16 protein-coding genes and 1 pseudogene are annotated in these 21,214 nt (G+C 49.4%); 12 read left to right on the top strand and 5 right to left on the bottom strand.

What is annotated here, in order from left to right; translation table 11 throughout:
• The first annotated feature begins 106 nt into the window (after window positions 1-106).
• Both AC286M_RS02115 and AC286M_RS02110 read left to right on the top strand, forming a co-directional pair.
• Window positions 107-2,767 carry a CPBP family glutamic-type intramembrane protease gene (locus AC286M_RS02115; protein ID WP_488202809.1) on the top strand — a complete coding sequence of 887 codons (2,661 nt, stop codon included), beginning with the start codon at window positions 107-109 and terminating at the stop codon, window positions 2,765-2,767.
• A complete protein-coding gene (locus AC286M_RS02110; RefSeq protein WP_488202808.1) occupies window positions 2,768-4,048 on the top strand; it encodes a YegS/Rv2252/BmrU family lipid kinase in 1,281 nt (426 codons plus the stop codon).
• Window positions 4,049-4,298: 250 nt separating this feature from the next.
• Here the strand turns inward: AC286M_RS02110 and AC286M_RS02105 are convergent, their stop codons facing one another.
• From AC286M_RS02105 to AC286M_RS02095, 3 genes are all read right to left on the bottom strand, one after another.
• Window positions 4,299-4,574, bottom strand: a complete 276-nt coding sequence (locus tag AC286M_RS02105) for a hypothetical protein (protein ID WP_488202807.1) — start codon at window positions 4,572-4,574, stop codon at window positions 4,299-4,301.
• 71 nt (window positions 4,575-4,645) lie between these two features.
• A complete protein-coding gene (locus AC286M_RS02100; protein WP_488202806.1) occupies window positions 4,646-5,758 on the bottom strand; it encodes a DMT family transporter in 1,113 nt (370 codons plus the stop codon).
• 166 nt (window positions 5,759-5,924) lie between these two features.
• On the bottom strand, window positions 5,925-6,965 hold the full coding sequence (locus tag AC286M_RS02095) for an aromatic ring-hydroxylating dioxygenase subunit alpha (RefSeq protein WP_488202805.1): 1,041 nt from the start codon (window positions 6,963-6,965) through the stop codon (window positions 5,925-5,927).
• Between the two features lie 336 nt (window positions 6,966-7,301).
• Between AC286M_RS02095 and AC286M_RS02090 the strand changes: the two genes are divergently transcribed.
• The 9 genes and pseudogenes from AC286M_RS02090 to AC286M_RS02050 all read left to right on the top strand — a co-directional run bounded on the left by AC286M_RS02090 (window position 7,302) and on the right by AC286M_RS02050 (window position 15,649).
• The gene (locus AC286M_RS02090) at window positions 7,302-9,299 is read left to right on the top strand and encodes a DUF4347 domain-containing protein (protein WP_488202804.1); all 1,998 of its coding nucleotides are present in this window, start codon (window positions 7,302-7,304) and stop codon (window positions 9,297-9,299) included.
• A 493-nt stretch (window positions 9,300-9,792) separates the two neighbouring features.
• Window positions 9,793-10,716: a M14 family zinc carboxypeptidase gene (locus tag AC286M_RS02085; RefSeq protein ID WP_488202803.1), complete on the top strand. Its 924-nt coding sequence runs from the start codon at window positions 9,793-9,795 to the stop codon at window positions 10,714-10,716.
• Between the two features lie 198 nt (window positions 10,717-10,914).
• Window positions 10,915-12,897, top strand: a complete 1,983-nt coding sequence (locus AC286M_RS02080) for a tetratricopeptide repeat protein (protein ID WP_488202802.1) — start codon at window positions 10,915-10,917, stop codon at window positions 12,895-12,897.
• Window positions 12,894-13,154, top strand: coding sequence for a hypothetical protein (locus AC286M_RS02075; RefSeq protein WP_488202801.1), 261 nt, complete (start codon window positions 12,894-12,896; stop codon window positions 13,152-13,154). The genes AC286M_RS02080 and AC286M_RS02075 overlap by 4 nt, the downstream gene beginning before the upstream one ends.
• Window positions 13,151-13,564, top strand: a complete 414-nt coding sequence (locus tag AC286M_RS02070) for a type II toxin-antitoxin system VapC family toxin (protein WP_488202800.1) — start codon at window positions 13,151-13,153, stop codon at window positions 13,562-13,564. The genes AC286M_RS02075 and AC286M_RS02070 overlap by 4 nt, the downstream gene beginning before the upstream one ends.
• 950 nt (window positions 13,565-14,514) lie before the next feature.
• A pseudogene (locus AC286M_RS02065) lies at window positions 14,515-14,682 on the top strand (DUF433 domain-containing protein); the annotation flags it as partial.
• A gap of 19 nt (window positions 14,683-14,701) precedes the next feature.
• Window positions 14,702-14,992: a hypothetical protein gene (locus tag AC286M_RS02060; RefSeq protein WP_488202799.1), complete on the top strand. Its 291-nt coding sequence runs from the start codon at window positions 14,702-14,704 to the stop codon at window positions 14,990-14,992.
• Between the two features lie 172 nt (window positions 14,993-15,164).
• Window positions 15,165-15,446, top strand: coding sequence for a hypothetical protein (locus tag AC286M_RS02055; RefSeq protein WP_488202798.1), 282 nt, complete (start codon window positions 15,165-15,167; stop codon window positions 15,444-15,446).
• Window positions 15,443-15,649: a glycine zipper domain-containing protein gene (locus AC286M_RS02050; RefSeq protein ID WP_488202797.1), complete on the top strand. Its 207-nt coding sequence runs from the start codon at window positions 15,443-15,445 to the stop codon at window positions 15,647-15,649. Before AC286M_RS02055 ends, AC286M_RS02050 begins: the two co-directional genes overlap by 4 nt.
• A gap of 8 nt (window positions 15,650-15,657) precedes the next feature.
• Here AC286M_RS02050 and AC286M_RS02045 read toward each other — a convergent pair whose 3' ends face one another.
• Window positions 15,658-16,077 carry an SH3 domain-containing protein gene (locus AC286M_RS02045; RefSeq protein ID WP_488202796.1) on the bottom strand — a complete coding sequence of 140 codons (420 nt, stop codon included), beginning with the start codon at window positions 16,075-16,077 and terminating at the stop codon, window positions 15,658-15,660.
• Between the two features lie 695 nt (window positions 16,078-16,772).
• On the opposite strand from AC286M_RS02045, the gene AC286M_RS02040 reads away from it, so the two are divergent.
• Window positions 16,773-18,215: an NCS2 family permease gene (locus tag AC286M_RS02040; protein ID WP_488202795.1), complete on the top strand. Its 1,443-nt coding sequence runs from the start codon at window positions 16,773-16,775 to the stop codon at window positions 18,213-18,215.
• Between the two features lie 54 nt (window positions 18,216-18,269).
• On the opposite strand, the gene AC286M_RS02035 is transcribed toward AC286M_RS02040, so the two are convergent.
• Window positions 18,270-21,194 carry a hypothetical protein gene (locus AC286M_RS02035; protein ID WP_488202794.1) on the bottom strand — a complete coding sequence of 975 codons (2,925 nt, stop codon included), beginning with the start codon at window positions 21,192-21,194 and terminating at the stop codon, window positions 18,270-18,272.
• Between the last annotated feature and the right edge of the window lie 20 nt (window positions 21,195-21,214).

The raw sequence follows: 21,214 nt of genomic DNA, 5'->3' as shown, positions 1-21,214 counted from the left end.
CTGCACCCCATACGACCCAAAATATTGAGGTTGGTTAGCGATGGTTTTACTTCAATTATTAGCAAGGCTAGGAGCAAGGCAACGAGGGTACCGATCCTATCTGCGATTGTGGCGATTAGTTCGATTAGTGCTGATCAGCGCGATCGCAGTTTTGGTATGTTCAACTCAGCCTGGGCAAGCGACTGATCGACCGACAAGCTACGATCTCAGCCTGCAGGCCGCATTCAACCAGCCCAGTTACTACCCTATCCAGCAAACTCCAAATCCCGAACTCTATCGCCCTACTGCTGACTGGTTGGGGCGCTTGATTTTGCCGGACGTTGGCGCAGAACCGCGCGATCGCGATTGGGTGTGGCTAGAGGTGTATCATGCCCCTACGGGAGCTGAGAATTTAGTGGGCCAAAGAGTGCGGCTAGAGTGGAGCCAGCAGCCTGGTGTGCAGGCCTATGTCGATTTGGTGACAACCGATGTCCGGCTGACGGAGGGAGCCAAGCGATACCAAAGCTGGGGCAATGTTATTCCCAGCCGATTGGATGGTCGTGACCACGTTGGCCCCCTGCAATCGCTGGCCGGATCACGTCCTCAAGATGATTTGATTGTACGTCTCGATCGGGTGACGCTGGATACCAGTAGCGGTCAGCCGGTACTGCAAACTCTGTTTGAACCCGTGCAGGTGACAGGGCGGTTTTATGGACTTGTACAAATTCTGCGTCCTGATCCGGTGGAGTCGTTGGAACAATCCATTACGGCAACTAGTACAGCAACCAATACAGCAGCCAGTTCAGAATCCAATACAGAAGCAAAGAGTACAGCCGCAGAGAGTACAGCCGCAGAAAGTACAACCGCAGAAAAAACTGACACCCAAAAAGCTGAAGTAGATGTGTGCTCTGGAGTTGAAGCCTGCATCAGCGAATACTTCTGGGTTAGGCACTACAATTCAGCGACACAGCAATTTGATGGTGCTGAAGAACGAATTCGGATTCCGCAACAGCCGCGTGATGGGAATGGGCGGTTCCTATCAACATCCCAACTGATTGACCAGTCGCCTGCCGGAACGGAAGGCTGGTATATTTATGGCGCACTGGACGAGGCTGGAGTCTTCACTGTGCAGAGCCTCAAACCGCGATCGCTCTTTTTACTCCAGCCGCAAGACGTGATTGTAGATAAGAAAGCAGGACTGAGCTATGTCAAACGCGGCAACTGGAGCAAAACGCCGGAGCGTAAAGGAACGGTGCAGTCAGTGCTAGTCACCCGTCAAGATAGGCAAGATATGGATGACGCGGAAACTGCGATCGCGGATTGGCAAGAAGGTGATCAGGCGCTGGTCATTCACAACTTTGGGGGAATCGGCGGCGAAAATGGTGAAGGCGCACCCGGTTGGACGGTGACGGGGCATTTTGCCTATGGCTTTGGTCGAGTCGTGCGCGATCCGCTCAGCCAAGATTTGGTGCTAGACATCATCTACCAGCAAATTTACGCCCACAATCCCAACGGTATCGTCTCTGGCTCTCTTGATTGGACGGCCTATACAGGGGATCTGCAACGCGGCTGGATGGGAACGCGCCCCATCTCGGACGTGCTGGTTAAATCTGACCTGCTGACCATGCCCCTCCGGTTAGGCAATACGACCCTCTCCTTGTTGGATGAACTGCTGATTCAAGCGCAGATACTGGCTGCTCGCTACCGCACAGGAGACGGAACGGGTGTCGCCTCAGTGTCGCCTGCTTCGTCCTGCGTCCAAGATTCCAGCCAAGCGCTCTACATTGCGCTACAGCGGCTGAAACAGCGAGCGCTGTCTACGCCAGAATTGAAAACCTGGTTAGATGAGCATCCCGACGATCCGAATACGGAACGGTTCTACCAGCTCGTTGCATTAGGCGAAGATTTGGCCAATGCCCTTGCGCCACGGGGGGTTGTGCGGCAGGACTGGGACGGCAACGCCCAGCGAATCACGGGTATTGATCCAGATGGCAATCTGAATACCGAGTTTACGATTGAGAACACCATCCGCAGTTGGCGAACCATGCTGCCCCGCACAGCCTACGACGAAATCAGCAGCATCTTTTTCGCAAATGGAGCAACGCTGTGGTTTCTGCGTACCAATCAGGTGGGCGGCCTTGATCCCACCATTGAGCCTGTAGCACCGACGGGCGTGTTGGGTCAGCTCCCGGTGCTTAGCGTTGTATTGGATCGGCTGCTAGATAGCAGTTTGGCTCCTCTATCCTGGCAAAGCTGGCTGATCTGGCTGGCAATGCTCGTTGCTTATGCCGCGATCGCACTGCCAATTGGCTTTCAATCCGGCTTGTTTAACGTTGAAATTGAACAAGCTGCGATCGCATCTCCCATCCGCACGATACTGGCGATCGTCAAACGCTTTTTCTTTCCAGCTCTGGTCGAGGAATTGGTCTTTCGCGTAGCGCTAATTCCCCATCCTAGCGAAGTGGTAACTGCGATAACCTGGATGGGTTGGGCCGCACTCAGCTTGGGTCTATTTGTCCTGTATCATCCGCTGCTGGCCATCACCCTCTTGCCAGTTGGGCGACCGCTGTTTTTCCAAGCCCCCTTCTTGATTAATGCTACCGTACTAGGATTAGCCTGTACGGCGACCTATAGGCTAACGGGCTCTCTTTGGCTAACGGCGCTGCTGCACTGGATAATTGTTGTTATCTGGCTGTTCGGCTTGGGTGGTCAGCATCACTTACGTCCGAATTGGCTCAATCAGCGTTCTAATTCTCCGATTTCTTCATCAACCCAACGTGTAACCTAAATGCCAACCACCATTGCTTTGACAGCTCAATCCGGCAAACAGGAAGAACTAGCAGACTTTGTTTATCAGCATCGGGCTGTCTTTTCTCGCTTTCGGTTAGTCGCTACAGCCACCACCGCCCAATATATTAGCAATACCGGGTTGGACGTTGAGTCGCTGCTGCCCGGTGTAGAAGGGGGGTATGTGCAGCTTGCAGCCCAAGTCATTGCCGAGGAGGTGGCGAGCCTCATTTGCTTGCGTAACTGCAATTCTCTCCAAATTCCCGACATGGAAACGCTGTTGCGCACCTGTGAAATTCGCGACATTCCCTTTGCCACGAATCTAGCGACGGCACGACTGTTGGTACGGGCGCTCATCAAGTCTCGGACGGCCTATCTGATCTTTAATCCCGTTTCTGGTCAAGGTAATCCCAATGCCGATCTAGCACTCATTCGTAAGCTGCTGCAAGCGCAACTGAACTTAGAAATTGTGCAGACTCAACCGGATGTCAGTCCGGCTCAACTTGTTGCCGAAATCCTCAAGTCTGTCAAAGCCGATGATCCAGAAGAAGCGGCAGTAAGCATGGTCGTTGCCTCCGGTGGCGATGGTACTGTGTCCGAAGTAGCGGGCGCTCTGATTGGCACCGATATCCCGCTAGGCGTGATTCCCAGAGGAACGGCCAATGCGTTCTCGGTTGGGCTGGGGATTCCAACCAATATCAATGGTGCCTGTGAAACCATCCTGATGGGAAATACCAAAAAGGTTGATGCAGCCTTCTGCGACCAAACGCCGATGATTCTGCTGGCGGGAATCGGCTTTGAAGCGGAAACCATTGATCGGGCTAGCCGTGAGCTTAAAGATCGCTTTGGCCCCCTAGCCTATCTTTGGGCGGGTGTGCAGCAGTTTCGAGAGCAGGAAGCGTTTGATGCTGAAATTGAAATCGACGGTAAGACTACCGAGATCCAGGCAGCCGCTATTACGATCGCAAATGTGGCTCCTCCCACGTCCGTTCTGGCCCAAGGATTTGGCGAGGTGGTACCCAATGATGGCCTGCTGGAGGTAACGATAACGGCTTCTACCTCGCGATTGCAGGGTTTGGGGGCGATGGCGAGCCTGTTTGCCTCGGCGCTGGTGAAACAGAAGTTTGAGCGTGAGGATATTCTGTGTCTGCGGGCAGCTCAAATTAAAGTGAAAACCAATCCGCCGCAAAAAGTGGTTCTAGATGGCGAGATGATCGGTACAACGCCAGTGGAATTCAACTGCTCATCGGATGGTCTGACTGTCTTTGTTCCACCCAGTTAATAAGTGTTTCATACTTTGTACTCATAAACTGGAAAAACCCAAGGATGATTTTGCCGCCGCATCGCGGCGGCAAAATTGCCTCTTGAGGTGTTCAGTAGGTTGGGTTGAGCAACGCGAAACCCAACCCCAGCACAGTTTTGTTCGATTTCACTAGCGCTTTAGTGTAGTCATGCCCGTAGGGTTATACTCAACCTTGATAGGACAAGGGTTGCAAGAGTCTTGTCAGGCAAACAGCCCAGCGCAGGTATATTTAACCTGCTTGATAAGACTGCTGTTGAGTTTGATCGTCGTTCTGTGCTGCTTGTTTAGTCTGAGCGTCGCCCTGATTGGATGGGTTGTTGCTGTAGCTGTAGTCGCTTGAGTAGGTCTGATCTTGAGCGTAGTCTGCCTGTTGGTCGGTCTGTTGGGACTGTTGAGTTTGGGTATAGCTCTCTTGCTGCTCTGCCTGGGCAGTGGCAGAAACACTGAGCAGAGTGACTAAGCTGAGTACCAGAACTGCAAGCAAGCTGAAAACGCGACGAAACATAATTGGATTCCCTCAAAAAAGAACTGAAAAGTAAACTCTGAACTAGCTGTAGACACTCAGTAGGAGACTGATTATTCTTCAGAACCGACTGGATCGACTGGATTGGAGCCAACTACTGCTTCTGTCCTGGGTGCAGGTGTTTGCCCCCATCTTTTGATGCCCAAGCGCTGGACTACACTCGTCGCAGTCTGAGCCACTTGCTCCCGCTGGTTTACCAGGTATACGCTGATTAGGGTCAGCAGGACGCCGATCCACTGGAGTTGAGTAAGCTGCTCGCCCAAGAAAACGTTGCTGAACAGCAGCGTAAACACAGGTGTTAGAAAGATCAGAGCGCTGATGCTGGTCATGTTGCTCGTTGCGGCTAAGTAGAAGAACATGCCGTAGGTAAGGGCTGTGCCAAATACCGTGGCGTATAGCAGACCAATCCAATCCCCGGTGATTAAGTTAGCAGTTTGGTTGGTTTCCCACAGTAGCGATAAGCCGACGAGAGGAATGCCACCTAAAATCATGTGCCAGCCCGTTGCCACAATTGGGTCAGCGTAACGCTTTACGTAGCCGACGATGATGGTGCCAAACGACATTGAAAGCGCTGCCAGCAACATGAGTAACTCACCGCTATTTGCGATCGCACTCCAACTCCAGTTTTCTCCACTACTCAGTATCTGCCCAAGGGGTATACCGTTATCGATGAATGAGTAAATCCACGCTTCCGGCAGTCCACACAGGCTAATGCCAGCGATACCAATGGCTAACCCGATCCAGCCCCAAAAGCCAATCAAATTTCCAAACAGTAGCCGAGCCAGAATCGCAACCACCAGCGGCTGCGCGTCAATTAGCACCGCTCCAATGCCAGCTCCCGTGTTGACTAAACCTGCTGTCAGTAGCCCCTGAAACATGGCTCCATCCACTAGGGCAAATACACCAATCCAGAGCCACGCCTGCCAGGTCTTGGGCTGGGGCAGCTTCAGCACTGCTGCCAAAATCAGAATCAGGACACCCGCAGGTAAAAGCCGAAACGCCGCCAAAAACATCGGTGACGTATGGGGAATGATATATTTCATGGCCACCATAGCTGTCCCCAAAAAGAAGAAGGGAGCGACCAAAAATAGTGGCGATTTGGCTAGCTTGGTGGCCAGCGTTTGGTCTTCTAACTGAGTGAAACCTGCGTTGTCTGGTGATGTCATAACGTCCTGTCAGCCCAATGTCTCTTCGCGTTTGAGCTGCTCAATAAGGTGTAACTAAATCTCATGCATCGTACGTAATTTGCTGTGAAAATAAAGCCAAATTAGTTACTAAGAATTAATCTTTATATTTTCTTCCTTTCCTGGTGTATACAGAATTTGCTCAGAATCAAACTGAAATTGATTTGATAGATGATGTTTCTTTAAAGTTCACAGATTGCGTTTTATCCGGCTTCTGATTTGTCTGCTCAACTTCTCCGTATTCTCGTAATAAAGCTGCCACTTTCTTGCGAATCATGACGCCGGGACGATCGGTCAACATGTGCTCTTCCTGGCTGGGGCTGAGCGGCACGTCGTAGTCGGTTGACTCCAGAATTCGCTTATCCTCTAGGGTGACGGCTCGGTCAAAGGCAATCACATCTTGGGCAGGCGTGTCGGCTTCTGTATCGTTGCGGACGCAAAACTGCACCATTTGAGAACAGGAGTCGCTAATGGGCGTCATTGTATTGACAACAATGTGCTCCAAACCATTGGGATAGATAATCTTGAGCTTAATCGTGAAGGGCATAAACCAGTCCATTTCTAGGGTGCGGACGGTTTGCTTTTCGCTCATCTTCAGATTTTGCTGCTGCTGCTCAGGATTGACAACGCCTAGCAGTCCACTGACGTGAATGCCATAGTCCGTATCGTCAATGGCTAACGAGTCCGGCACCGGATGCTCCTCGCTGCCGAATGTGCCCGTATGTACAAACGTAGGATGGGCCAAATCCAGCTCATTCTCCATCACCCGCAGGCCAGCGGTTTGCCACGGCTCGTAGAACTCGTGAATGGTTCGATAGCTCTCGTTCTCGGCTTCCGCAATATTGGGAATATCAGCAATTGGTTCCTCCAAGCAAACCCATACGTAGCCGTAGCGCTCGGTGCAGTGATAGGCATCAACTCGATAAGTAGCGGGAATTGCCTTATCGGGCGCTAACTGCGGCACTTTGACACAGGCACCCGTGGCATCAAACTCCCAACCATGATAGGGACAGCAAATCCGCCCCTGATCGACGCGCCCTAACGATAATTTGGCCGTCCGATGACAACAGCGATCGCGAGTGGCGGCAGGCTGCCCATTCTGATCGAGCCAAAGCACCAGTGGCTCTCCCAGTAGCGTAAATGCCTGGGGCCATCCTCTAGCTGCTGAAGGGGGATAACCGGATACCAAAACTGACGAAAGACGGGCTGTTGTGTGACTAGCATGGGCTTATGTTGAGGATCTCTTTGTTTTGTATACAGTATACAGGTGTGAAAATTTTGTATTGATGAATACGATTTAGCTGTATGGATACCAATTTGGTGCTTTCTACGCTGGTGTACATGTTTGGCTCACACGATTTAAGCGCTATAACTATGCTCGGGGTTGTGAATTAAATAAGTTCGATCCAAAACCTGATGATTTGTTTTTGTGGAAGGTTTGCGAAACAAGCCTTCCACAAAAACAAATTGGTTTTTTATACACGGACTTGATATGAGAATACTCAGAATTCAGATCAAATAGGCAATGAAAGTACTCGCTCTGGTTATGCAGTCTCGCTTTATCCGTATTTTGTCAGTCTATCGCTGTATAGGAGTTGGAATTCTTAGTAGTTTGATTGTTGCTTTAGTGCTCTATTTTAATCAACCGACGGAATTGGTTTTGATTGACTCATCGGTTCACAATCCGCAGTTTTTTCTGAGCCAGCTTCATTCCCATCAGCAAGGCTGGGTGCTCTCTGCCAAAATTGATCTCGCTTCAGTGACTCACCAGTTGCAGCACTACAGAAACTTGCAGGCTGTTCATGTGATTTCCCACGGTGCGCCAGGTCAGTTTCAGCTGGGTCAAACGGTTGTAAATACGGATTCTGTCAAAGACTCTAACCAGCGCCATCTCTTCACAAATTGGCAACATGCTCTGGCTCCGGGTGGCGACATCTTCCTTTACGGCTGTGAGGTGGGGGCAACGGCTCAAGGACAAACGTTGCTGGCTGAACTGCACCAACTGACTCAGGCCGATCTGGCTGCGTCTACCACGCTGTCCGGCGATCCCTTGCTGCATGGGGACTGGCAGCTTGAATCAACGGTTGGTACTGTGGCAACGTCCTTGCCTCTCACTGGCTTGTATGGAGCTGTCCTGCGCCAAATGACCGTCACGACTCATGCAGATGGCGGCACGGGTTCCCTACGCTGGGCCATTACCGAGGCTAACTGGACGCCGGAAGATGACCTGATTGAACTGCGTCAGCTAAACGCACCCATTGTTTTACAGTCTCCCCTGCCTGTTGTGACCAGTAATCTTTACCTGTTTGGGCATGGTGCCACATTGAGCGGTAATGAGCAGTTTCGGGTTTTGCACGTCAAAGATAGTGACGTGGTTGTGCAAGATCTGACGATTGCCGATGGCCTCGCCCAAGGTGCCGATGGGAAAGGAACCGCTGGTGGTGATGCAGGTTTGGGTGGTGGACTATTGATCGAAAATGGCAGTGCTATCTTGAGCCAGGTGCAGTTGATTAATAATCGTGCGGCAGGTGGCGATGGGGGCTTGCGTCTAGCGCCTGTACCGGACGCTGAAGCGAGTCCTGTATCGGGTCAAATTGATGTCGATGGCAAAGTTTTCAAAGTCAATCGAGGCGCGATCGCAGGTCTCAACGGCATCAGTCTGCCCAATCCTGAGAATTCGACGCTTCCAGAACGTACACTAGGACAGCTTTCGATTAGCGGTACGACTAAAAAGCTGCGGGCTAATCGAGGTGCGATCGCAGGTGTCAACGGCATTGGTGTAGGCGGCATCGGCAGCATTGCCTTTGGTGGTGGTGGTGGCTTTGGTGGCTTTGGCAACGCGGGCAACGGCGGTAATGGCGGCAACGGTGGAGCTGAAGGCGGTAGCGGCGGCAATGGTGGCGACGGTGGCGATGGCGGGGTCGGCATCTTCGGTGGCTTTGGCCTCTGGGAAGAAGAGGGCAGTATCGGAACGGTGGCCTTTGGTGGCGGCGGCGGCTTTGGTGGCTTTGGCAACGCGGGGAATGGCGGCAATGGTGGTAATGCAGTAGCCCCTGTAGCTAACGGTGGCAATGGCGGCAACGGCGGTAATGGTGGCTTTGGCGGTGGCGGCGGTGGCGGTGGCTTCGGCGGTCAGGGTGGTTACGATGGAAAAGCGGGTGAATCCGGCATTCCTGGACAAGGTGGCTTCGGCGGTGGTGATGGCGAAATCGGTCACGGCGGCGGCGGCGCAGGCTTTGGCGGCGCGATTTTTCTTAAGTCCAGTCGGCTAATCTTGAACCATACGGTGTTTGATCACAATACTGCGATCGCAGGTCAGGGGGCTCATCCAGGAGCCAGCGACGGCAGCTCTATCTTTGTTTGGTCGGGTCAAGAGCAGAAGGAAGATGCTATGCAGGATGCAGCGGCAGTGCAGGTTATTTCTCTGGGTGGCGCTCCTACGTTCAATCGCGATCCATCTCAGTCTGCGAATGGGGCAACCTGTGATGTGTTTGGTTCCCTAGTGGTGTTTGGTGGCCGTTAGTGTGGGTAAATCTATGGCACTCACTGCCACAAAGTCAACTCCGCTTCCAACAAACATAGGTTTGTTCAGTACGGTAGAAGTAATGTTTAAGACGAATGGTGTCACGTATTTGGTCAGGTGTCACGTATTTGGTCAAGTAGTTTCTTTGGACGAGGCTGAGGTGGCTGCATAGAGTGAATATATGTTGAGGGATGATAAATAAACTCTAAGCAGCGTGAGCCTGAAGTTGTAGGGGTAGTTATACTGAATTTTTCTGCCTAATCACCTAAATAGGCGTGTTAGGTAGACACTTGTCAACCTAATCACCCAAATAAGCGTGTTAGGCTGACGGATTTCCACCTAATTACCCGAATAGGTGTGTTAGGCAGAAAGTTTCACTCTAATAAATAGTTATGCTGCCTGGGTTATCGGTGAGGACAGCCTTTTAGAAAGTGTGGTTGGAACACAATTCCAAATCAGTCAGGTTCTCTTGCTACCCTTGGAAATGAAGATCATGAGTGCTGTCATGGAATGGGTTGATTTAAAACAGCTAGATACATTGATTCAGCAAACAAAAGCTTTAGGGGCTAATGTTGAGGAGATTGGTGTATCGGGCGAGGGGCGATCGATTTATGCAGTGAGCGTTGGAGATAAACAGTCAACTCGTACAGTTGTGACCGTGGCTGGATTTCATGCTGCTGAAGTGATCGCTCCACTCACTGCAATATCTATTCTTCAAACGCTGACAGAGAATCTGCCCCCAACTGTGCGGTTTTGTATTGTGCCTGTGGCAGATCCAGATTTTGTGTCTCGAAATGCCAATGATCTACCGACAAATGTGACCTTGCAAGCTCTACTCAATCTCAATCATCAGCGAGATTTGGAGGGACATTTCACAACAGATACTTATCCTGAGTGTGTAGCTATTCGCCAGTGGCTTGAGCATTTTGATCGAATTGATGCTTATTTCTCTCTCCACTCTGCCCACTGTATTAGCCCAGGATTGTTTTTCTACGTGGGTAGTAAGTCTAACTTAGACTGGATAAACCAAGTTGCGAGTCAGATTACTGCTACAACACCAAATTGGATTTCGCTTTTATCTCAAGACCCAACAGGGCTTTCCCAAAAGGCTCTATCCCCAGGATTTTTCGAGCTAGAGATCCCTGAGCGTGAAAAATTGAATAGTGCTATTCCTGGTAGCTCACTTGCTTTTGTAACACAACGATTTCAGCCTCAGTACGTTGGAGCTTCAGAGATGCCTCTGGCAGTTTGCCCCGCTTTGACCGAGTCTTCACTAGCGGAAATCGACCAGTGCAACCGAGATGTAAAGCAGACAGGACAAACAAGTTACTTGTTTCAAGAAATTGATTTAGATACTCAACTTTGCATCATGAAAAGCTGGATTTGGTCGGTTATTGATATTGCGGCGGCAGCATAACAACCCTGGTGCAGCGGATTGACCCAAGCCGCTTGTGATGATTGCAAAAATATCGGCAACCGCTGACCAGGAACGTTATGCGGCTCAAAGCTACCTTTGGGAATGCTGTTTCAACATTCTTGCGGTGCTAACAGACGAATTCTCCGTCTGTCATACAATTGAGTAGAGTCGATCTGCCCTCTGCCCTGCCTAATCCTCATGAATGATGGCATCACCTCAAAATCAATTCTGGTGTTGGCTGCGAACCCCGAGGGAACAGCGAGCTTGCGCCTGCAAGAAGAAGAGAGAGAAATTAAGGAACGTCTCCGTCTAGCCGGATATGGCAAAGTACCGATCAACTCGACTGGGGCCACTCGTACCAGAGATATTCAACAAGCGATGCTGGACTTTAAGCCACAGGTCGTTCATTTCACAGGTCATGGTACAGGGAAAGATGGTTTGGCCTTTGAGGATGTGGCAGGAAATCTTAAGCTGATTGACTCAGATGCGTTAGCCAACCTATTCAAACTTTTTTCTAATCATGTAGAGTGCGTTGTTCTGAATGCCTGCTATTCAGAGTTTCAAGCTGAGGCGATCTCACAACACATTGATTACGTGATTGGGATGAATCAAGCGATTGGCGATCGCGCAGCGATTGAATTCTCTGTCGGTTTCTATACTGCTTTAGGATCTGGGGAATCAATTGAGTTTGCCTATGAATTGGGCTGTAATGCGATTCAGCTACAGGGTATTCCAGAACATTTAACTCCAGTCCTGTTCGCAAAAAAAAAGGAACCTAAAAACTTAGAGCATCAACATCTTGATTTAGGCATTTCCTTGTCTGAGCAGGAGATCAAGGAACTTCCCACTGCTACAGAATCATTGACCGCGGAAGACTTTTATATAAGGGGAAAAGAGAAGTATGAAACAGGAGATTACCAGAAGGCAATTACAGACTTCAATGAAGTTATTGACATCGAGTCAAATCATTTTGGAGCGTATGCTTTTCGGGCTCTCGCAAAAGGGAAATTCGGGGATAATCAGGGTGAAATTGAGGATCATAGCGAAGTCATTCGTTTCGTACCTGATTTTGCCCCTGCTTACTTCTCCCGTGGGCAAGCAAAGGCCGCAATAGAAGATTATCAAGGCGCAATCTTGGATTTGACTGAATATATTTGTTTTAAGCCAGAAGACGCCCTTGCATACTTTGTCCGTGGACTAGCAAAGTCTGATATAGGGCATTACCAAGGGGCAATTATAGATTATTCGGAAGCTTTACGGCTTCAACCTGATTACACTAATGCCTATTATTATCGTGGAAATGCCAAAAAAACATTAGAAATCTATCAGGAAGCGATTCTAGACCTGACTGAGTATATTCGTCTTCGACCGAATGCCGCTCATGCTTGGAATGCTTGTGGTTGGGCCAAGTATAAGGCTGAAGATTATCAAGGAGCGATTGAAAATTTTAGTGAGGTTATCCGTCTTCAGTCAGACTATGCCAATGCTTATAAGGGTCGAGGATGGGCCAGATATAGGTTGTCAGATTATCAACGTGCACTCATTGACTTTGATGAAGCAATTTGTCTTAAATCAGACGATCCTGATGCTTATGATGGACGGGGATGGACAAGGTATGAAGCAGGTGACTATGAAAGTGCAATCGAAGACTTCAAGAAAGCGATGAAGTTTCAGCCGGAACGCGCCTGTTGGTATAGCAATTGCGGCTGGTCAAATTATCGATTAAAAGATTACCAGACTGCGTTTGCAGATTTTACTAAAGCGATTCACCTTCAACCAGACTATGCTAATGCTTACAACGGGCGTGGGTGGGTGAAGTACGAGTTGGAAGATTATCGAGGGGCACTCAAAGATTTTAGTGAGGTTATCCGTCTTCAGTCAGACTATGTCAATGCTTATAAAGGAAGAGGATGGACAAAATATCGACTATCAGATTATCAAGGGGCGCTTAAAGATTTCGATGAAGCGATTCGTCTCAAATTAGATGATCCTGACGCCTACAATGGTCGTGGCCTAACGAAATCTCAATTAGATAACTATCAAGATCCAGTCCCAGATTATCAGGAAGCTATTCGACTTTTCGAGTTGCAGGGGAATGCAGAAAGATACTGCCAACTCCTCAAGCGTATTGAATCAATTCAGAATAAACGTAAAGGACTCTTTGGTTGGTTACTATCATGACGATTCGTGAAACTGCTATTGCTAAATTGCAGCAACTGCCTGATTCGCTTCTCCAACAAGTCAACGACTTTATCGATTTTTTGATACATCGGCGGCAGCACAACACTGTCGCTAATAACCACCAAGATGAACTTGCTGAAGCATGGACAACGTGGTTCGAGTCTGTTGACCATCTAGAAGTCATGTCAACCGACTCAGCTAGCGACTACCAGCAACACCTTCTATCTAAATATCGGCAGCAGGGTCTAGAACTGTGATTCTTTGCGATGCAGGGGTTTTGCTTTGTCTAGTTGATCGTACTCAGCCAAAACACTCGGCTTATCGAAATATTGTAAGGCGGATTGCTTCACCTCTTCTCACAACTTGGTCTTGTTTCACAGAAGCTATGTATTTAGCTCTTCATCGAGGTGGGTGGACGATGCAAAAGCAGCTAGGGCAACTGCTCTTAGATAAGCTTTTGGTGGTTTACGAAATTCAAGAGCAAGACTATCCCCGTTTACTAGATCTGATGGAGCAGTATCAGGATCGGCCAATGGACTTGGCTGATGCGTCATTGGTGCTGGTAGCTGAGAGGACGGGTTTTCGGCAAATTCTCACACTCGATTCAGATTTCCTGTTCTATCGCATTGAGAATCAGGGGACTTTTGATGTTATTCAAGTTCAGTGATAAGCCGTTAAATGCTCGGAAAAAACGCCCCATAACAACCCGGTTGGAGCGGACTGGTAGAATCGATCGGTGTTGCAGCAAAGGTTATCAGTAGCCGCTCAACCGGACCGTTGTGCTGCTTAATTCTCCAGATCAATACTTCATTCGTTGCTTGGGGCATCTAGGTCATTTGTTGTGTGCATTGAATTTCGTTAGGTATTTGCTTAATTCTTTAAGATACTATTGAAACTAAAAGAGCTATGGATGCCACAATAGCAGGTTTAATTGGTGCTGCAATTGGTGCAGTGGCTGGAATGGCTGGAACACTGATTACAACCTATCTATAAGCAAAACAAGAGCATACAAGATAGATACGTGATAAGCGTGTAGAGGCATATTCAAATACAGTCAGGTATTTAGTCAGGGCACTAAATAAACGATCAAGTCTTGTTATTGAGGGTGGCACTCTTACAAGTGTGATGGGCAAGGATGTAATAAAGGAATGGTTTGATGATTTGAGCGAAATATTGGTTTGGCTATCGGCTGTGTCTATATATTGTTCAAAAAGTCAGCAATCGAGAATTGCCCATGCTACTCAGGTACAGCCATCTTAAATTGATTATGAACAGGCCGCCCCGCTGGGGCGGCCTGTTCATAATCAATTTAATTCATCAGCTATTTGAGAGCGCTGTAGTTAACAAAGCGGTGTGTGATTTTGTTAATTCTGGTTCAGTAACTTCTGATCTTCAAAATATGATTTCATCTGCACTGGGTATTGTAGAAGAATGTGCGCGGCAAGATATAGGCAGAGCAGTTAAGTGAGGCGATCTGTGTCTGAACCTCATATCAGAATCGACCAAATAATCTTAGGATATAATGACCGTAAAGGCTGGTAGCCGTTTGGCTGTATTTGTTATGGCATTGACATCTCGTGTTGTTCATAGCGACCCTGACATTCTGGGGGAACTCCGGTTTTTGTTGGAACTCGTGTGCCAATGAGAACCTTACTTGATTATCTTGAGGCTGGTGATTCATTGGAAGTATTTCTAGACCATTTTCCCAGTGTCAGTCGGGAACAGGCGATCGCAGCCCTTGAATTAGCAAAGGAAATGTTAACAGCCTATGCGAATCCTGCTTGACGAATGTGCCCCACGACCTTTGAAGCGTGAACTTACCGATTACGAGATACGCACAGTCGTCGAAATGGGATGGTCAGGGAAAAAGAACGGTGAATTGCTAAAGCTTATGAGCCAGGAGGGTTTCACGATCCTGCTGACGACCGATCAAAACTTGCGCTATCAGCAAAATCTACAGCAAGCTGGAGTAGCAGTCGTCGTTCTTGTAGCACCCAGCAACAAGCTATCTGACTTACTTCCACTGATACCAGATGCTCGAAACGTTTTGAATACCATTGCTCCAGGAGAAGTGATTGAGGTTGGCGGTTCTTAAAAGTCGAGTAGGCGACGCAGCACAAACAACCCCAATGCACCCGACCGTTGAGAGGTTATCTGCTGGAGTTCTAGGCTGTTAGCGGGGGTGATTGGGAGTGTTATGCTGCTCAGATCCGTGTAGTAGCATTGCCGGAAGCAATCTACAGGAAGAAGTTAGCCATACTAATCCGATGACGCGCTTTAAGGAAAATCTGAAAACGTGGTTACGTCTTACCGCAGTAGCGTTTGTAATATTGGTTGTCATTTTCCTGGCGCTGCCATTGCTTTTCCTGCTTCTACGTATACCCTCATTTGAAATTGGCCAGGGTGTCCTGTGGCTTGTGCGTTGGCAGAATGACTCCAGCGGCAATGGAATTGAGTTTAATTTGATGCCTTTGTTAATAGTTGCTGCTATGGTTGGCGTATTAGGTGTACTGGTTAAGCTTCGACGCGATCGCTCCCGGACACCATGAATGAGCGATTGATATTATCCAAACAGCATCCATTAAAGCTCTATTCCCCTCTTGTGATGATGAATCTTGGTCTCGGTATTGGCTTGGGCGCAGGTATCGGAACTGCCATAGGTGTGGCAACGGACAACATTGGTATTGGACTTGGCATAGGTATTGCGATCGGTATTGCGATCGGACTTCAAGGCGGTAACGGTGGCAGATAGAATTTGAGTTAATAGTTTCGCTGCTGATCTTGTTGGCGATATCGCTGAAACGACGACTGCCGCGACTGCTGAGCCTGCTGCGAGGAACGATTGCCCAAATAACCCCCGCTTGCTGGATTACTCTGCCCTTGCTGATCGCTAGACTGAAGCGATAAGTAATCAAGCTGCACCCATCCTGCTGCCTCGGTCGCTCCCTCAAACTGAATCCGATTCCAGGTTGTACCGCTGTTGCTGCCAACCTGCTCTAGTACGGTCACGGGGTCGCCGCTGAGGCCAAAGCCAACTCTCGCTGTCCGCGTATCCGGCTTGGGATAAATATTGATTTCCATTTCTGGATCGGGCGCAACTAAGCTGGCAGATGGATGGATGGCCTGATTGCTTTGACTGGGTTGAGCCAGAGCGTGAGGAACCACCCACCCAAACATCATGAAGCCAATCAACAAACTAAGAGCAATTTGCCGAAGTATTATCATCTGCGCCAACCTTTTTAAGTTTTTCCAATTCTGCAGCAGCTACCGCTTGCAGTTAATCCTAGACGAGACATTTCTATAATCGCCGCTTAATCGCTGCGTTCCACTTATAAATCTTTTACAAGCTGTAAAAGATTACTTGTTTTTGTGGCTGAATTCAAAGTTCAGACATAACATTTTTATTTTATTTTAAGGATCTTTATTGTGTAGCTAAAAAGCGAATCGAGCTGCTGATAAATTTGTCAGTCAGAACCAATCATCATTCTATAAAACGTCTGCAATGCCTGTAGTACAAGGCTTATAAGCTGGATTTACTTGTCTCGTATTTGTACGGTCAATTAGAAAACTGACTGTAGCTAAAGCATCAGTGGCTTATTTTTCTAACTGCGATTGCAACTTGAGCGAAAAACGGTATTGCTAATCACAAAAATATTTAAGCCGGATTTGTACTGTCAGGAGAAATTATAAAGATCTTCGAGAGCCAGTTTGATAAAACGGCTTGGGTTTCCTCGTAGCTGTTGCAAAATCAATGCTATTTAGTCAAGAGAAACTGTCTGATTCAGCACCATTTATTCACTCGCTCTCTGTCTAATCCAAAAGACGAACCTGCAAGAACACTCTACCCTCTTTCCGTTTTACGATGGAGATCGTCCATGAGCCAGAGCAACATTGATATCGAGCTGCAACAGTCACAACAGAAGCCACCCTCTCCTCCGCCCTATACAGGCTGGCAAGCTGCGATCGCAAACTACTTCAATTTCAACTACTACAAGACAGGCTTCCGCACCGAAATCCTGGCGGGTCTCACAACGTTCATGACGATGGCCTATGTTTTAGTGGTGCATCCGCTGATTATGTCAGATGCGGTGTTTCTGTCTGAATCGGGCGATCTGTTTCGGGAACTGGTGGTTGTTACAGGCATTACCGCTGCGATCGGCAGTCTGGTTATGGGGCTTTATGCCAAATATCCCTTTGTTCTGGCTCCCGGCATGGGCACAAATGCCTTTTTTGCCTACTCGGTTGTTCTCGGTTTAGGGATTGACTGGCGAGTGGCGCTGGCCTGCGTTTTGATTGAAGGTCTGATCTTCATCGGCCTGACGGTGACTGACATTCGCCGCCATCTAATCACGGCTGTACCCAACTGCATCAAAGTTTCGACAACCGTTGGTATCGGCTTGTTTCTGGCCTACATCGGCCTTGCCAGCAACACCGAAACGGGCGGGGCTGGACTGATTGTCGCCAATGAGGTGACCAAAACGACATTCGGCAGCTTCCGCGAACCTGCTACCCTACTGGCCACCTTCGGTATCTTCATCTCAGTCATGTTCATGATTCGCCGGATTAAAGGGGCACTGCTCTGGGGCATTGCCGGAACGGCCATCCTGGGCTGGATCTTTGGCGTCGCTGCCCCCCCAAGCGGCATTGCTGCTGTCCCAATCTTTCCCAGCAATTTGGTTGGTGCAGCCTTTCAGGGCTTGGGCGGCATTAATGCGGGCAACATTATTGACTTTCTGGCCGTGCTGCTGGTTTTCCTGTTTGTAGACATGTTTGACACCATCGGCACGCTGATGGGAGTTGGTACGCAGGCAGGTTACATTGACGAAAATGGGGAACTGCCACGGGCCAATCAGGCTTTGTCAGCCGATGCGATCGCAACTACAGCAGGCGCGATTATGGGCACCTCCACCGTCACCACCTTTGCAGAATCGGCCTCTGGCGTCGCGGAAGGTGGCCGCACTGGTCTTACCGCTGTAGTTGCCGCGATTATGTTCTTAGTAGCGCTGCTGTTCGTCCCGATTTTTGAAGCGATTCCGGCCTTTGCGACAGCTCCGGCGCTGCTAATTGTCGGCGTGCTAATGATGTCGGCGATTGTTAATATCCGCTGGAGCGATTTGACAGAAGCAATTCCAGCCTTTGTCACCATCTTTTTCATCCCACTCGGCTTCTCGATTGCTGCAGGTCTATCGGCTGGCCTGATTCTCTACCCCTTCACTAAGCTGGTCAGCGGTCGCACCAGCGAAGTTTCCCTTGTTACCTGGATCTTGGCCGCTATCTTTATTTTCCGCTTTGTCTTTACCACCATGCGGTTTGGCTAAAACAGCTGTCTCTGCGGCGAATTCAAGCCATAATGGGCGATGTCTGCATCGGAGCTAAAACGTAAGCTGCAAGCCTCCAACGACGGTGGGGCCATCGTCATCGGTCAAGAGTTCTTCAAGGCTTAGGAAGATGCCTGGCCCTGGTGTTTTACCTGTACCTACGGTTTCTGGAATGCGCTCGCCGTTATCGTCATATATGAATTGATTGACGGGGACTTGGAGCAGTTCTCCATCGACCGTTTCGACTAGTTCATGCACAGCCTCTTGGTTGCGATCGCGAACAGGTTCAGTTTGGAAAATAGGAACCAAGTTGCCGCTGATGTCGTATTCATACGCTGGTCGCTGTTCCTCTCCAAACGGATGGAAGACAACTTCAGCCCGCAATCCGATATCGTCCTGGTCATGGCATTGACCGATTGTCGTTCCCCGCACAAACAGCTCAGTCCGCAGAGTATTGGCAGCGGGTGTCCAAGGCGTATTGCCAAAGTTGAGAACAGCACCCAAAGCCAGCTCTCCTAGGAGCGGCGACAAGTTGGGATAGGTATCGGTGCCAGTTTCCACCTGGCGATTGATGAGGGTAGGCTGCCAACGGATGATCGTTCTATCAATACCGACGGTTCTATTGGCCAGAAATTCAGGATTTTGAACAATGTCAGTGCCGTCGAATTCCCTCTCCTGTTCTGTTGTTGTCTGTTCATCGATCTGAGCCGGATCAAGAACGATTTCCACATTGGAGATTAACCCATCCATGCCAACGTCAAAGGTGGCATCTCCTTCTCGTTGAATGTCTGTGATAGTCGTGTCAGTTGTTGTCGTCGTGTATTGATCTAACTGAGTTCTCGGAGTTAGATAGAAATTGGTCGTGGTGGTGACTGTATGAGTTTCAACCTGTGACTCGTAGGTAGATGAGGTGGTCGTGACAACATCTTCTTGATTGCCCAAGCCCAGGGTGAGTGAGCCTCTGAAATACAATCCACCAGCTCGATTGGTCACATAGTAGCCTGTCTGTCCTGGATCGCCGGAAATGATTTGTTCTTCAGTCGAGAGGGCGTTGCCGACTCTGGCATCAGCGCTGGCGGGGTCTGTGAGGTCAACAGTAGCCACCCATTCCCCACCAACCTGTTCACGATAAATTCCTTGAATCCCGTTGAAGTAGGCCGTAACGGCATTGCGCCCTGGCAGCGTATCTTCTACGGCACAAACTCCATTGGTTTCCAGCACAAAGTTTTGGGAATGATGCACAGCCGAAATCACTCTAAACCCACCATCAGCAATCACATACTGATCCTCGTCTCCATCTGGTGCGAATTGGAGCGCATAGCTTTGGCCTAAGCTCAGATTTTGTCCTGTTTGTTGGGGCACAAGGGCATAGATCACGCGGTTGGCTTGACCTGCTGCCAACGTAATCGGCACTGTGGCAAAGCCTTCCTGCGTCCACTGCGGCACAAACTCGGCTGTGCCATCGCTCCACTCAATAATCAGACCACCGACGTTATCGGTATAGGCTGCATCCCCTGGCCCTACGAGTGCCGGATCAGGAGGAGTAATGATCACGCCTTGATCGGTCGGCACCTCAAAAATGCCGTTAGGAGAATCAAGGGAGACTCCAGGAATCACTTGGTCAGGGGTAGCGGGTACGTAACCAATTATATGTCTGTCATTTATCAAACCAGTGGGCTGTACGAGACGCGGCCCATCTGGATCTGGATTTGCGATGCGGTTGCCATACATGTCGATCGCATCTGCGTGGGTCGAGTGGAGAAACTGCGTGATGCCCACACTGGCTGTCAGACCTGCGTTGTTATTATCGGCAAATGGGTTCAGGCGGGCGGTGCCGATCAGCAAGGTTGGAGCAGCGGCAGGATTGTTGTTGAGGGGAGGCAGTTGGCCAGTTAGGACAGCTCCCTCTGTGCCCAGCCGAACTTGAGCGGCAGCGGCGTATTGATTATAGATTAGCTGCTCTCCATTGGCCGTGCGGAGTCCGGCGGCATGGGGCAGCAGGTTGGTGTCCGTAGTCGGCACCTCAATATCACCGTAATCTCGCGTCTCTTCTACTTCAGTAAATTGCTGGCGCTCTATTACTATATCCTCAACCTGAGTGACGGTTTGGCGCTCTAGTGGGTCTAGAGGCGTTTCGACGATCTCGGTGGTGACTGTGACATCAATATTTTCGAATTGTCCCTGTCCTAGGAGGTGGGCTTGGCCCGTACCATGATGAATTTCGAAATAGTTCCCGTCGTTGAAATCAAGATCTCCCCCATTCTGCCAGTCTTCCACGGCTAGACTGCCATTGATATTGGCATAGATGGCAGATTCATGCTCCGTCACTGTGCCATTGGGGCCGGGTCGAAGGTTAAGCACGCGCAGTTCAACTCGGTCTCGGGCACCGTAGACGACCTCAATCGAGTCTGTGCTTGGGAGTAGGTTGCCTGCCGGATCAGACTCAACCAGATCGCCCCTGATAAAGACCCGCTGCGATTCTCGTAATGTCCCATCTGGTGCATATACGTTCACCTCAATGCCTTCACCGTAGCGATGATTGCCTAGACATCGGCAGACATTAAACCGAGTCCTCAACTGCAACGATGATTGGTTTGGCAGCCGAAAATCTTCGGGTCTCAACGGGCAAATACCCTGTTGCCCTAAGCATTCTGGGATTTGCCGCTGTAATTCTCCCTGAATATAGTTTGTATCGGCCTCAATGTTAATCGCATTGGGGGCTAATCGCCCGTCAATCACAGGTTGGGCATGGCCTTCTTGCGGATTCTCGACGGGGCCATCGGGTAGCGGAATATTTGAATCGTTTTCGAGAGGCCCGGAAAAGATATCGAAGGCATTCTGATCGATGCGAAATGCTCCGTCATCATCAACGGTGACTTGAGCAACGGCAGGTTTGAACACATTGACGCCTAAGGCTAACAACACTACCGTTGATACTGTGCAAGCTGCCTTTAAATTAATAGGGGTGAATTTCTTCATGGTCAGTACTCCAAACAACG

This window comes from Thainema salinarum CENA647, assembly GCF_057732415.1.
The sequence above is the reverse complement of the archived record's forward strand: the minus strand, read 5'-3'. Positions and strand labels throughout refer to the sequence as shown.